This is a genomic window from Paenibacillus sp. FSL H7-0943 (genome assembly GCF_037963265.1).
GTDB lineage: Bacteria > Bacillota > Bacilli > Paenibacillales > Paenibacillaceae > Paenibacillus_AQ > Paenibacillus_AQ odorifer.
The window spans coordinates 826395-841063 of record NZ_CP150148.1; the positions used below are offsets into that span (position 1 = coordinate 826395).

Sequence of the window (14669 nt, forward strand, 5' to 3'; positions counted from 1 at the left end):
CAATGTCGATAACAGAAACAACTGCAAGGCGAAGGAATTTATTAATCTCAATTATTCGTGGAATTTCAAGAGGGGATTTTGAACTGTCAAGGGAATATTCACTATTAGAAATCGAGACGGTTTTTCATTTTCGTAAGAGGGACATCGCTTATAATTTAGAGTATTTTTTTGAACAAAACGGTGGGAAATTCATTCTTAAGCCAAGAAAGCTTGAGGATATCCAAAAAATACTCAAGAAGCACCATGAGGTAATCGGACAGTTAGAAACTGCCAAAGTCCTATTTTTAAAATCCTTTGGAAGATTTTATGATGACTATAAAAATAGCAAGGGCTTCTCATTTGATCATGCAAGGCTGCGAAAAATTTATTCTAACTTGCATCCAATAATCCAAATCCTTCATTGGGGAATGCTTCCAATATTATCGAAATGGTTGATGATCAATAGTGGAAGGCTTCCGGAAAATAACATAATCGATTTTTATGATCATTATGATATGCTTACTGCTTTGTTGAATGAAATTAGAGGAGGAGGGGAAATGATGGAAACCAAAGGAGATGACACGCTAAACAAAAAAATGAACTTTTCCGTATATAACAGAAGGTGGGGGCATCCGGACGTCTATCGAATAGAGCGGACAGTTGACGGATGGTTAGTTAATCATATCGCTATTAATGGTAAGTGCGCTAAGGATGGCGAAGGAGCCCTTATGATGAATTTACATCATGATTCAATATTTTTTCCGGAAGACGGTGTTAAACATGCGCTCAGCAATCTGTGGGATGACGCGGAAGATGGTAATCTCAGTCTGGAGGAATTGCAGGTAAAACTTCAGCAAATCGCGGACTGGATTAGTATTGTTGAAAAAACTGTCGGAGAAAATCAGCCGGATTGGGTTAATTATTATTGAAATTAATAAAGAAATTTAGAATTATAATTGAAAATCTTTACAAAGTATTGTAAGAGTATGAGAGTTCCCATTTATTATTATTTGAAGCGTGGCACCTTGGAGTTCTTACATTAGCCGATGATTTGAGCGTAGATGAAGGCTGAGTTTCCGTGATCGGTCTCGATTTTCTCGGAAGAGGGCTTACATTTACTAATATTTTTAAATACTCTATGTTGGAGGATTTCCCCTATCTATATAAATAATATTTACCGATGATTTTGAATGGAAGTGGAAAAATGCATATAAAGCTAATTAAAGAATTGAAAGCATTCAATAGTTTTAGACTAATAAGAAAATTATCTGCATTAAGGTTAATGCCAGAGAATGCAGATTATCATCTAAGACTAGATGCGTTATGTCATTATTGTGCCTCGATTGCTCCAGACCCTAATAAGAAGGAAGGAAACGAGAGTGAATTAGAGGATTTATGCAATAATTTAGATTCGCTAGACTTAGAGTTTCTTGATTATGAATATCCCAGTGAAAATTTATTTACTGAAAATATTCATTTTGTTGGGGGAGGATACATTGTATTTCCTGGAATTTCTATTAATGGTTCATTTCAATTGAGATTGATTTTAAGAGGACTTAACCTTGTGAAATTGAGCCATGGGGAATCGAAGTTTATGAATCATATTGAGGAAGTAGTGCTTACAATTTTATCATTAAGTGATAGTATGTTGAAAAAAGCTGGGCTAAATTATGGAGTCATTGTTTCGAGTGATAGTAATCACAAGATTAAAATTCCATCAAAACATAACTTGGAACGTCTAACAAATTCCGTTACTTTCACTATGGCTGAGCTATTAAAAACTGAAATATCTATAGAAATATTAAATGAATTCTGTTTTGAACTAGGTTCAACTAAAGAAAAATATGTACCCGACCAAACGATATTAAACCTCAAACCATTAAGGGAATATTATAGTTACTTCTCCTCACTTAATTATTTCATCATTGATCCATTATATTTTTTCTAAAGCTCAAGAATATAATTGTTTGAATAAATTGGCTACTGCTATAAATGAAGCTGCCGAACTAAGCTCAGAGATGTCTATGCAAAAGATGGGTTCCAATCTGCTAGCTAAATTAACTACGAACTTTTTTTTTATTAAAGAAGGCATTTATAATCTGGATTCAAATAAAGTAGCAGTAACATTGACTGTAACTGATCCCTTAGAAGATTACGATGCAAACCAAATGTTCACAAAGGCAAACGGTAACCATGTAGCAACAGCACTGAAAAATACTATTATTAATACAATTGAATTGTTTCGACAACATCCGCATCCTCCTAATAATATGTTTTTTATTATAGCAATTCAAAATTTCGGTCGAGAAATATCGTTTTTAATAGAGGAAAAATTTCAATTCCCAATTCTAGTTATAAATTTAGAAAGTTTATCTGTAATTTCTACGTTAGAACAAGACGAAGTTCTAAGGCTCTATAAATATGTGATTAACAAAGAAAATTTTAAAACCAAGGTTGATTTAGTTTATTTTGACGAATTAGATTTATTTTTTTTCTATCGATCTCAGGGCTATCAGTTTAGATTGCCATTAGATTCAGAAAAGGCGGCGTTATTTTTAAGAACTAATACTGGTCTTCCATTAAAGCAGGAAGCATTTTTACATTCAAGAGTACATGTGGTACCATCGCGATACACAAATGCAACCATTGAAGTATCTTCTGTTTATCTAAATAGCCTCATTCCTATATTTTTTTGCAATGTACCTAAAGAAGTTCAGAATGAATATTTTGGATTTGCAGTTGAGGTTACTTCATCACGATGGATTTGGGTTGTTCCTAAAAAAGCGCTAAATAATGAATACGAAATGAAATATTATTATTTAGTTATAGACATGCTTACATATTGGATATGGCAAGTTGCTTCTTTATTGAAGGATATTGAACAATTACCTTATGAAACCATAAATGTTGAGGTTAACTTGAAGGCGATTGAGGAATGGGAACAAGTACCCATTAATTATGATGAAGAGTGTACCCCTTTTTATATAACAGGTGGTTTTAAAAACATCATTTGTTTAGATATTGATAAATCATTTACTACTCTACTATCCAGAGCAGATAACTTAGGTGAGAAACAAATAATGATGCACTTGCTGCAAGGCATGGCAGATATGTTTGAACGGGAAGGTATTATATTGGATAGAGCATTACTATTAGATGGATTAAACAAAGTAATGTTCCCTTTAGAAAAAAAGAAGATTATTTTGACAAACCCAGGTTTATCAGAACTTACCCCTATTGGAACGTTACCGCCTTTCAGACCGGTTCAACCTGAAGATGAAAATTTTCTTTTGATGGAAATTTCAAATTTTGTAAACGAGAAATTTGTACCATCCGAGAGTTTAACCGAGAAAGAGAACTTATTAAATGAGATAGTAGGTTTCCTTTTTCAGAATTTAGAGAAAGAAACTGCACTATTTGAGCCATCTACTTTAATTAATACACTGGTTATGTATAATGACTCCGCAGTAAAGAAAAGAATGACATTAGATTTAAATGCTCCGGCATTTATGGCATGTTTTCCTGAAGAAGATTATGCATTTAAACAAATTGAAAAAGAGACAAAGGAACTCAATCAAGCTAGTGTAGCAATTAGGTTCCTGATAGAATATGCTGCTGCTTCACCCAAAAAAGGGAGTCGCAATTTCACTTTGGAGTCCTTGGATCGTTTAATTGCGATTGCTTCACGGATTATTTCTCTCGGTCAAGAAAGTGATCTTATTAGATATAAACTGGGGGAGGTTGATATCATAATTGATAATGGAGTTTTTAGCACGCGTGCTAATAAGTTTGCGGATATTTATAATGGTTTCCACAATATGATTATAAGGGGGAACGTACATCAAAGAATAGCGGGTTTTAAATATAATTGGATAGATTCTGAGGACGATATAACAGAAGACGAATCAACTGACGTGCAGTTTAATGCTGGTTTTGTTAAAGAATTTGGATTGAGTTATATAGAATTCTTACAATTAGCAGGGCTGTTATTGGAACTATCTATTCAAAAAGAAGTGCCTATAGTTTGTGAGCCGGTTGAAAAATTGAAGCTAGTCGCCCAGGATAAATATGGTGTAGCAGACGCTGTCTTTAATCAATTCATTGCTTTAATGAGCCTATCAATGAGGAGTTCATTTATTAATCCCGGTACACCGTTTCAAAAATATGATGTTTGGCCTTGGAGGTTTAATAGAGAATTATCTTATTTACGAAGACCCATCATACTTCAAGATGGTTTTATAATTTTTAGTTATAATCATTTATACAATTCTTTGTATTATTTCTTTAATTTGATTGTTAATGGTACATTTAAAGCAAAGTCTCTAGAGATGAAGCAATATATCAGCAAGCTTGTCAATGAAACGGGAAATAAATTTAATCAAAAAGTTGAACAATACATTAAAACAGATCGCGATCTTATTGTTAAAAGTCAAGTAAAAAAAATAGGCAAGCAAAAGATTTCAGGCGAAAAGGGAGAACTCGGGGATATAGATGTTATGATTATAAACCCTAATAAGCAAATTATCTGGTTAGTTGAATGTAAAGATTTAAATCGTGCGAGCACTCCTTTTGAAATACATCATGAACTTTGTAAGCTTTTCGTAGATTCAGAAAAAGATAGTTGCATTGTAACTAAACACAAAAGGCGTGCAGATTGGTTCGAAAAAAATCTACAGATTGTTTTGTCTAATAATCAAATTCAAATAAATAATTTAGAAGTGTGGAAAGTTAGACCGTTAATTGTAATAAGTAAATCAATGATTAGCCCTTACTTGTTCAATTCTCCTATTAAAGTAATTAGTTTTGAGGAATTAGTTGAAATGGAATTTTAGAAATTTGAGTAACAATAAAATCTAATATGGTGTATGTAGTATGGTAACAATTCTAAGAACAACATAAATTAATTTCATGGGTGTTGCAGGCATCCCGTCTTAGCAAATTGGAGGGATGCCTTCCTTTTTTTATATCTGGTTTTATATGAAAGTGATATGAATTAATTGACTAAGGATACTAGTTTAGTTGTAACACGGAATGTTCATGATAGATCAGCTATGTACTACAGTTCTCGAACTATATCCCAATCTTCCGGCACTAACCCTCCCCCAACAACTCCCCAACAGAAACATCCAATGCTTTCGCAATGGCAACCACTTCATAATCCTGCACAAGCCTATATTGACCTTCCAACCGCGATAAACTAGTCGGACTAATGTCTAAACCGAAGGTTTGCAACTTGGCGAGGAAGTCTTTTTGCTTCATTCGTTTAGCTTTTCGAATAGCTACAACTCGCGTCCCGATAATGTTTTTGTCACCAGGGGGCTCTTTGCGATGTCTCATTTCCGTGTCACCTCACAATTTAACCAAATTGTATGCGAGGTAACGGTTGTTTTAATGCGAATATCGAATTAAAATAAAATAAACCGATAACCGCATTAAAATCTCTGCACATCGTCTACAGACATAGCTTTTCCAGGAAGGTGGGGGTGCAATGCAACATCTGAAGCACAAATATGAGGAGGAAAAGCGCAAGCTGAATGAACTCGGACTGCAATCACTGGAGCAGGGAATTCCGTTAAGCAGCAATGAAGCGGTTCAGGCTCAGAGTCGTAAGGTTGACGAACTCATTAATCGGATGTACCAAGAAAAAAACGGACATACAGTGTCGTTTCGTTTGAGTTTCTATCTTGGAGGGGATATGGTGGGCTTTCCGGCATGGTTTTTACAGACGATTCAAGGTCGATTGGATGAGGTGACCGCACAGATTGAACATCAATCCGAACCTAGATATGTTTTTGAAGAAGAGCGCAAAGCTTTTCAAGCGTTGTTTGACTCCATGGACATTGCACGTATGCCAGAGTTTGAGCACTGGGAGGATAAGCTTCAATCGAAGCAAGCCGTTCTTTATGAACGTCTATATCTTCAAGGACTAAAGGATGGCATGCAGCTTGAACATGCCCTTACTGCCCCTTCATTTCTCTCGGACTAAGACATGCCCTGCGGGTAGCGGAGAAGCACATAGGTATCGGAACCAAAGGGGATATACGCATATCTTATTTTCGGACTGTCAATGCGACAGTCTTTTTTTCTTTATATATATTTGGAATTTTTGTTTTTTAGATGCTGTTCATTCAAAAGAGGGCAGACCTCCATTTATGATATGAATAAAGGGATATCTTCCCATATTGTCGAATAACCATACATATTGTAAATCTATATCAGACGAGGTTTTGCTATGTTTAAAGCGCTAAAGTCCTTCTTTAAAAAATCCGACACTAAGCCACCACAGGCAGTGCGTAAGGCACAAACTCCCAAGTCGAAACCGAAGGTTGCTTCCACACGAATTGGAGAGTTAGGTGAGCATAAAATCAATATTCAACTCGATCAGTTACCTAAGGAGTGTAAATCGTTAAGCGATCTAATGCTCCCTAATCCCAAGTCTCGAACAGGTTACACCCAGATTGATCATATCGTTATTTCACCGTATTGCTTATTTGTCATTGAGACGAAAAACTACAATGGAGAAATTAAAGGTGGGCGAACGGATCATCAATGGTCAGTGAGCAATCGTTACAAGATGTATAATCCGCTGAAGCAAAACTATGGACATATTAAGGCCATCGAGAGCCTGATACAAGATATAGCTGCAGTGAAATTTATCTCTATGGTTTCATTCACGATGAGATGTCGGTTCAGTATTATTCGGATCTTCGGAAAATCCACTCGGACGAACTGGTTGTCTTTGATGTGGAACTAAGTGAGTTTATCTCTAGGAAGCTGATCAGTTTAAAAACAGGAACTCCTGAACCTTCTATCTCTCCGGCGCAAATACAAACGTTTTATGAGCATTTGCTTCATGCCAATATAACCGATGCGGAGATTCGCAAGCTTCACGTACAGAGAATAAAGCAAAAAAACTAGAAGTACCTATGAGTTACCTATCATTGTACTAAGGGAGTTAACATAAATGATCAAACAACTACGAAGCTGGTGGAAGGATACAGAGATCCCTAACTTAATCGGTCGGAAAAAGGTGGACTTTTCCATTTTTCGTGATGGCACTCATATTCCTGTTGAGTTTCATCCGGATTTTTTGGAAGCTAATCAAGGTCAACAGCCTAGTTTAGGTGAAGGGCGAAAAGTTAAGCTGGTCCATGAAGATCGGAACTATGAAGCCACATTATTTAAAATTGATCAAGTATCTGCTGGTCGGGAAGCCCTTCAACTCCGCTATAACGGAAACCAAACGTTGAAGAATTTATTAATTGAAACCTTCTCGCATTCCTATTCCTACATTATGCAAGAGAGAACGAACCAACAAGCAGATGATGCGAAGAGACCTCAGGTTGTTGTTCCTGAAGATCAAGCTGAATACATAGATTTCTTTGCCACAGGAGTTCCTTTCGAATACCGTTTAGCGTTTATAACGTTTAAGTCGAAGCCTAATGTTTGGTGGGTGAATCAGGGAACGACTATTCAAGCGGAGAAGGAAGAGGGGATTCTGTGGGCGCCCCTACTGAATTCGCAAGGCCGAAAGCTATATCATTGGGAGACGATGAAGGAAGTTGAACAAGGAGATATCATCCTCCATTATTCTAATAAAGCTATTCGTTATGTAAGCCATGTAACAGATGCTGCGGTTGAAGCAACCAAGCCAGGCTCTATGGCCAATACGAACTGGCAAGAGGATGGTCGTTTGGTTCGGACGGAGTATGTGAAACTCATTCCGCCCATTATGCTACAACAGTTTAATCAGCAAATTATGCAAGTGAACTTAACCCAAGGTCCGCTTCATTCTGGAGGCGGAGTTAATCAAGGATATTTGTTTCGCTTTTCAAGACAAGGACTTCAAGTACTTCAATCGCTAACGCCAGAGGTCACTTGGCCTGATTTTACCATTCTAGATCAAGATGAGGCTGCCTCCAATACGGAGAGCCCGCATGAGGTGATTCCTATTCTACCGCCATCAGATTCTAGTATTACAACATTACTCCACCAAATCCAATCCCACATCCGTCGCAAAGGTTTCTTCTTCCCTGAGCACCTTATCGAGAATTTTTACCTCTCGCTAAAGACAAAGCCTTTTGTCATTCTGGCAGGCATATCCGGAACAGGGAAGACTCGGTTGGTGAAGCTGTTTGCAGAAGCTCTTGGTGCAACGGGGAATAACGGCCAGTTTACCTTGATCCCAGTGCGGCCAGATTGGAGTGATCCTGCGGATCTGTTGGGGTACAAGGATCTTTCGGGCAGGTTCAAACCGGGTCCGCTCACGGAAGTATTAGTAGAGGCGTGGAAACCGGAGAATCAGTATAAACCTTATTTTATCTGCATGGATGAGATGAATCTGGCGCGGGTAGAGCATTATTTCAGTGACCTGCTAAGTGTGCTGGAAACACAGGACTGGCAGGAGGGAAAGATCCAGACACAGGATCTCATATCTTCTACCATGCTGGATACATCTGAGGATCAAGTGAAGTATGGCAGTCTTGGTATTCCGGAGAATGTGTTCTTAATCGGGACTGTAAACATGGACGAAACGACACATCCTTTTAGCAAAAAGGTACTGGATCGAGCCAATACACTAGAATTCAATTATATTAATCTGCAGCAGTATCCGGATTTGGGTGTGCAGGTAGAGACCAGTGATAGCTCTGACGTTGCCGAACTGAATCATCTTTTTCTACGTTCCGATTATTTGCAGCTAGTGGATGCCTATGATACCAACAAAGAGCTTGTTGTACGGACGACAGAGAGATTGGTTAAGATCAATGCTTTGCTTGAGGATATCCACGCTCATGTAGGTTTTCGGGTACGGGATGCGATTTGCTTCTATATGATCTATAACGAACGGTACAAGCTGATGAGTGAGGAAGAAGCCTTTGACTGGCAACTGCTGCAAAAGATACTGCCGCGTATTCAAGGGAGCCATTCTTCGGTTCGCCGGGTATTATTGAAATTGATGAAAGGGGCTCTTGGTACCGGATCTGGTGTGACGGTAAATATTGAAGATCTTATGGACAATGATGCTTCTCCACTCTACCTGAAATGGGCTGCTGGACAAACTCCCCCTACAGCCAAACATCCACAAAGTGCGCGTAAATTGGCTTTTATGCTTAGGAGGCTGGAGGAAGATGGATTCACCTCATACTGGCTCTCTTAATCAGGCGGTAGAATTGCTCCGTGTAGAAACGGAGCTTTTTACGCTTTTTCTTCAAGGAAGGCCATATCATCCTACTGTGGAGACCTTGCAGCTTCATCGTTCTTCTAGTCAGGAGTGGGTAAATGCTCAGTTTGGGATTACATGCTCCGAACGGCTTGGTAATGTTCAGATTAAAGTGTTTTCTCCTGAAGCTCACGGGATGGTGGACTGGCAGCCGGGGGAGTCGGTCTTTCCTTGTTTTTATGAGACACAGTCGTATGAGCTGGTGATTCAGAGGAAGACCGCTGCTAACCTCTCTTTTTATCATGACAATGTGCTGCTTCGGCAGGCAATTAAGCCCCTAGGGGAGTCTATTCTTGCGGGTGTGCTGAACTTTGGGAATGAGGTCGGTTTGACGGAATGGGAGATCCGCAGTTCGGGACAGGCTTTGCTGCGGGTAGAGATGGAGATCTTCCCCTCTAAAATGGATTACAAGCTGGATTACCAGAATATTTTAAATGAAGTGAATGAGCAGATTTATAATTTGGCCTTTGATTTTTTGCGCAAAACCTACCAACTAACAGGCTTGCGGGAGACGCAGCATCAGAGCTTGACGGAGTTTTTTACCATACTTCAGCATGTTTTTAGACAGCTTCTGGATGCGGTTGAGCGGATTAACAAGAATCCCCATTACGCTCTGCTTCAGGACTGCCGACTAGTGGATGCCAATCGGGTCAAAAAGGCAGGAAGAGAGAACATCCGCGAGCTCGCGAAGCATCCCGAACGATTAAGAGAAGACATGAACCATGGATTCTTGACCATCGGCAGCCGAAATTACACAGCCACACATTTAATGGAGACACGAAGACGCCTCGCCTATGATACTAATGAAAACCGGTTCATCCGCTGGATGCTGGAACGCATTCATGGAAAGCTGAAAGAGCTCAAGGGTCGCTGGAAGATTAAAAACCGAACCCCAGATCCATTACTTATAAAAAGGTTAGACAACATGCTCACTCAACTAGAGCGGGTGCTCAAGATGGATTTTTTGCGTGAGGCTGGAGTACTGAGGCAGATGTCCGTTACACTGGTGCTGCAGATGGCCCCTGGATACCGCGAGGTCTATCGCTGTTATCTAATGCTGCTCAAAGGCTTGTCGATCCAAGGTGATCTGCTGCGCCTGTCTATGAAGGATGTCGCGCAGCTCTATGAATACTGGTGCTTCCTCAAGTTGAATCAGCTTCTGGGTCAGAAGTATAAGCTGGTGAAGCAGGATATTATTAAGGTGAATCGGAATGGTATTTTTGTTACCCTTGACCGCTCGCAGAGCGCTAAGATGGTGTACGAGAATCCAGTTAACGGAGAGCAGTTCATCCTGTATTATAATGCGATTCCTAGCTCGGATAAGGCACCGACGCTCAATCAGCGTCCGGATAATGTGCTGACACTGAAGAAGAAGGATGCTGGCAAAATCAAAGAGTATAAGTATGTTTTTGATGCGAAATATCGGTTAAATCCGGCTTATGAAGGGACTTCCTATCACCGCACTTATAGGCAGCCTGGTCCTGAAGAGGATGACATCAACACCATGCACCGTTATCGGGATGCCATTGTGTATCAGGAGAAGGGATCGGAAGAATATGAGCGAAGCATGTTTGGCGCCTATGTTTTATTCCCCTACCCGGATGAGGAGCGGTATAAGACCCACCGATTCTACAAAAGCATCGAGCTATTGAATATTGGCGCTTTGCCATTCCTACCGAATTCTACAAGCCTAGTGGAGCGATTCTTGGATGAGATTATTCAGGATAGTCCGGAAAAAGCTTATGAACGCTCGACTCGTCCACGCGGCACGAAAGAATACTATACCAACCAACTCGCGGGCAAAAATGTGCTTGTTGGTTCTGTCCGGGGACCCGAACAAGTGGAGGTGGCGCTGGGGAAAGCTTTTTATCATATGCCGTTAAGGAATCTTGCAAATCAGAAGATCCTAACGCAAATTGAATACGTAGCGATGTGCCAATCCCGCAAAAAGTTCATTGATCCTGCAAAAACGGGGATTCACTGGGTAGGGAAAGTAGCGGATTGGAAGGTGCTGCGGCGTAATGAGATTAAAGAGGTTCCTTGTCGCCCGGGTACTGAAGAAGATCTGTATGTACGATTTACGGTCGAGGAATGGAAAGCAATTACGTCTCCTATCATGCTAGGTGGTCAAAGAATACAAACGGTGCTCTATACGAGTAAATATATTCTGGATCGTGCCTTGGAAATCGCGGAGCTTCGCTTAGAAACGGAGGGAGATCTTCGTGAATGGCGTGAGAAACGCCGAAGGGGCAGAGTGAAGGTGAAGTTGGATCATGAGCAGTATGTGGACTTGGGAAAGGTTGTTGAAGTTCGGAATATTTAAGGTTAGTGAACATGAAGTAAGGTTTGTTTAGTTAATTCCATAATTATGAATTTATTGTTGACAACCCCAGCGGATTAAAATATAGTAATCCCATCAGATTAATACAAATTATTGATGTTTAAATTTTAGTGATCGTGAGTACGAAACGGAATATGCTGACTGGTTCAACCAGAGGCTCAGGGGACAAACGCTAGTCGTTGTCATCTGAGCCTTTTTGGCGAACAATCACTTTCCCGTAATAATAACTAAAAGAGGTGAAGTCAATGGCTGCTGCTGAGAAAATCAGATTTGAGAGTGTCACCAAAACGTTCAGTGTCCGAGATTCTAAGCAAAAGGAGGGAACGCAGCAATTCACGGCGGTAAAAGAGTTGGACTTTTCCGTAAGAAAAGGTGAATTCATAACGATAGTGGGGCCAAGCGGGTGCGGTAAGTCAACTTTGCTTGATTTGATTAGTGGTTTATCATCCCCAACACAGGGTCGCATTTTAATAGATGGTCACCCAATAACAGGTCCAGGCCTTGATCGAGGTATTGTGTTTCAGCAGTATGCTTTATTTCCGTGGAAGACCGCGCGTGGCAATATTGAATTTGGGTTAGAAGCAAAGGGGATTCCGAAGCATGAACGTAGCGAACAGGTTGGGCATTTTCTTTCGTTAGTTGGGCTTAGTGATTTCGGAGACCGTTATCCACATGAGCTTTCCGGGGGGATGAAGCAGCGTGTAGCCATTGCCAGAAGTCTTGCCTTTAACCCAGATGTCTTGTTAATGGATGAGCCTTTTGCCGCACTGGACGCCCAAACACGTGAATCCCTGCAAAGTGAGCTTTTACGGATTTGGCAGAAGACCCAAAAAACCATCATATTTATTACGCATGGCATTGATGAGGCCGTTTATCTTGGGGAGCGGGTAGTCGTACTGACACCAGGGCCCGGGACGGTGAGGAAGATTGTAGATATTCCGCTTCAATCACGATTGGAAGATGCGGATATTCGCTCACATCCTGATTTTGTGAAGGCTCGACATGAGGTATGGGGTTATTTGCATGAACCTGAATACAAAGGTGCATATATTTAATCTATAAAGGGGGGGGATTCCCATCGAATCCGTTAAGTCTGTTCATTCAACGTTACAGCTAAAGAAACGAAATCCTATTTCTTTTTCCGGCGTGCTTAAGGTGTTCAAACAGTCCATTGTCTTAGTCTTATTGTTCTTACTATGGGAAGTCGCACCACGGACCGGCTTAGTTGACGCAGCATTTTTCCCGCCTATTTCTGAGGTAATCACCGCCTTATGGAATTTGATAGCTTCAGGTGAGCTATTCACTCATTTCTTAGCGAGTATCATTCGCTCGTTCAGTGGATTTGCATTAGCGTTAGTGATTGCGATCCCGTTAGGATTACTGATTGGCTGGTATCCATTGGCCCGAGAGCTGTTAAATCCAGTGTTGGAATTGTTTCGAAACACGGCTGCGCTCGCTTTACTTCCGGTATTTATGCTGCTGTTAGGGATTGGTGAAACCTCCAAGATTACGATCGTCCTATTTGCTTGTACATGGCCTATTCTTCTAAATACGATTGCTGCTGTAGGTAACGTTGATCCCTTGCTTATAAAAGCGGCCAAATCCATGAATATTAAGTCGTTTAAGTTATTTCTAAAGGTGATTTTGCCGGCATCCGTGCCAACTATTTTTACAGGGATTCGAATGGCAGGAACAGGGGCGATATTAGTGTTGATTGCGGCAGAAATGGTAGGGGCAAAAGAAGGCTTAGGCTATTTAATCACTTATTCTCAATATAACTTTCAGATCCCTCAAATGTACGCCGGTATATTAACCATTGCTTTGTTGGGTTTGCTAATCAACCAAGGCTTGACTATGCTTGAGCGTAAATTTTCTAAATGGAAGCAACCGGTGAATGAATAGAATGGGGATTATGAAGTGATATTTTTTATGAATAATACCAACTAAATAAATTGAATTAATTGTACTTAAAACAATCTAAAAAGGAAGAGTGGCGGAGGGAAGTTTGGAACTGTAGCTCAGAAAAATACAATTCATTTGGAAAAGGAGAAGCGAGATGAACAAAACAGTAGCACTGCTTATACTTGTAGGCTTGGTTAGTGGTATTTTATCTGGCTGCTCAGAGGGGAAGTCCTCCGCCAAAAGTGGAGAAGATCAGATCCTGCAATATCAGTCTGCACCTGGAAGTGTGTCTTTCCCAGAGCTGGCCGCCGATTTAGGTTACCTAGGAGATTTGAAGTTAGAGTCTATAGGTGACAGCGTGGGTGGTCCGGAAAGTATTCAATTAACCGCGACGAAACAAATTGACTTTGGTGCAGCATTCAATGGAGCCATTATTAAATCCTACGCCAAGAATGTAAAAATAAAGTCCGTCATTGGCTCCTACGGCAGTGATAAAAATACGTATGTAGGTGCATATGCCCTCGAGGGGGGAGCTATAAAGTCGGCTAAAGATTTTATTGGTAAAAAAGTAGGGGTGAATATTCTCGGTGCCCATTCGGAATTCGTCATTAAAGATTATTTACGCCAAGGCAACTTGACCGAAAAGGAAATTGAACAAGTAACCTTAGTGACAGTTCCAAGTTCTAGTGCAGAACAGATTCTGCGAAATCATCAGATCGATGTGGTTATGTTAAGCGGGATTGCCCGGGATCGGGCTTTAACAACAGGTGGGGTCGCAGAAATTTTTAAGGATATTGATGTGTTTGGCACAGAGTTTACTGCGGGTGATTATTTCTTTACAGATCAGTATATCAAGGAGAATCCGAATACCGTCAGGCAATTTGTAGATGGAGTTGCAAAAGCCATTGAATGGGCCCGAACGACACCTAGGGAGGAAGTAATTAAACGATTCGAGGAAATTATTAATAAGCGTGAACGAAAGGAAACCATAGATAATCTTAAGTTTTGGAAGAGTACGGGTATCTCTGAAAAAGGCGGCGTGATTACACCCTCGGAATACGATGTCTGGATTGATTGGCTTGTGGCAAATGGGGAGCTAAAAGAAGGCCAAGTGAAACCGGAAGAGTTATATACGAACGAATTTAATCCATTTGCTAAATAATTTTTTATATAAGTTGACTCTACAACAATCTAAAAAGGGAGAGTGGCAGAGGGGAAGTTTGGAAC

At 40.2% G+C, this 14669-nt stretch carries 11 protein-coding genes; 10 read left to right on the forward strand and 1 reads right to left on the reverse strand.

Translation table 11 applies throughout. The features are described from left to right. Positions 1 to 2 precede the first annotated feature (2 nt). From NSQ55_RS03640 to NSQ55_RS03650, 3 genes are all read left to right on the forward strand, one after another. Positions 3 to 908 (forward strand): hypothetical protein, encoded by a 906-nt coding sequence (locus tag NSQ55_RS03640; RefSeq protein ID WP_339171294.1) that lies wholly within the window; start codon positions 3 to 5, stop codon positions 906 to 908. A 275-nt stretch (positions 909 to 1183) separates the two neighbouring features. Continuing rightward, positions 1184 to 1927 (forward strand): hypothetical protein, encoded by a 744-nt coding sequence (locus NSQ55_RS03645; RefSeq protein WP_339171297.1) that lies wholly within the window; start codon positions 1184 to 1186, stop codon positions 1925 to 1927. Positions 1928 to 1946: 19 nt separating this feature from the next. After that, on the forward strand, positions 1947 to 4811 hold the full coding sequence (locus NSQ55_RS03650) for a hypothetical protein (RefSeq protein WP_339171300.1): 2865 nt from the start codon (positions 1947 to 1949) through the stop codon (positions 4809 to 4811). A gap of 259 nt (positions 4812 to 5070) precedes the next feature. Here the strand turns inward: NSQ55_RS03650 and NSQ55_RS03655 are convergent, their stop codons facing one another. Next, entirely contained in the window at positions 5071 to 5316 is a 246-nt protein-coding gene (locus NSQ55_RS03655) for a helix-turn-helix transcriptional regulator (RefSeq protein WP_339171303.1), read from the reverse strand. Positions 5317 to 5467: 151 nt separating this feature from the next. On the opposite strand from NSQ55_RS03655, the gene NSQ55_RS03660 reads away from it, so the two are divergent. The 7 genes from NSQ55_RS03660 to NSQ55_RS03690 all read left to right on the forward strand — a co-directional run bounded on the left by NSQ55_RS03660 (position 5468) and on the right by NSQ55_RS03690 (position 14604). Next, on the forward strand, positions 5468 to 5965 hold the full coding sequence (locus NSQ55_RS03660; RefSeq protein ID WP_339171305.1) for a hypothetical protein: 498 nt from the start codon (positions 5468 to 5470) through the stop codon (positions 5963 to 5965). Between the two features lie 246 nt (positions 5966 to 6211). Next, positions 6212 to 6733, forward strand: coding sequence for a nuclease-related domain-containing protein (locus tag NSQ55_RS03665; protein ID WP_339171308.1), 522 nt, complete (start codon positions 6212 to 6214; stop codon positions 6731 to 6733). A 210-nt stretch (positions 6734 to 6943) separates the two neighbouring features. Further along, positions 6944 to 9136 carry an AAA family ATPase gene (locus NSQ55_RS03670; protein ID WP_339171311.1) on the forward strand — a complete coding sequence of 731 codons (2193 nt, stop codon included), beginning with the start codon at positions 6944 to 6946 and terminating at the stop codon, positions 9134 to 9136. Further along, positions 9108 to 11522 (forward strand): restriction endonuclease-like protein, encoded by a 2415-nt coding sequence (locus tag NSQ55_RS03675; protein ID WP_339171314.1) that lies wholly within the window; start codon positions 9108 to 9110, stop codon positions 11520 to 11522. The genes NSQ55_RS03670 and NSQ55_RS03675 overlap by 29 nt, the downstream gene beginning before the upstream one ends. 263 nt (positions 11523 to 11785) lie before the next feature. Further along, positions 11786 to 12595, forward strand: coding sequence for an ABC transporter ATP-binding protein (locus NSQ55_RS03680; RefSeq protein ID WP_081387204.1), 810 nt, complete (start codon positions 11786 to 11788; stop codon positions 12593 to 12595). 76 nt (positions 12596 to 12671) lie between these two features. Further along, entirely contained in the window at positions 12672 to 13442 is a 771-nt protein-coding gene (locus NSQ55_RS03685) for an ABC transporter permease (protein ID WP_254857081.1), read from the forward strand. A 154-nt stretch (positions 13443 to 13596) separates the two neighbouring features. Beyond that, complete coding sequence (locus NSQ55_RS03690; protein ID WP_339171317.1) at positions 13597 to 14604, forward strand: ABC transporter substrate-binding protein; 1008 nt, start codon at positions 13597 to 13599, stop codon at positions 14602 to 14604. Positions 14605 to 14669: the final 65 nt, after the last annotated feature.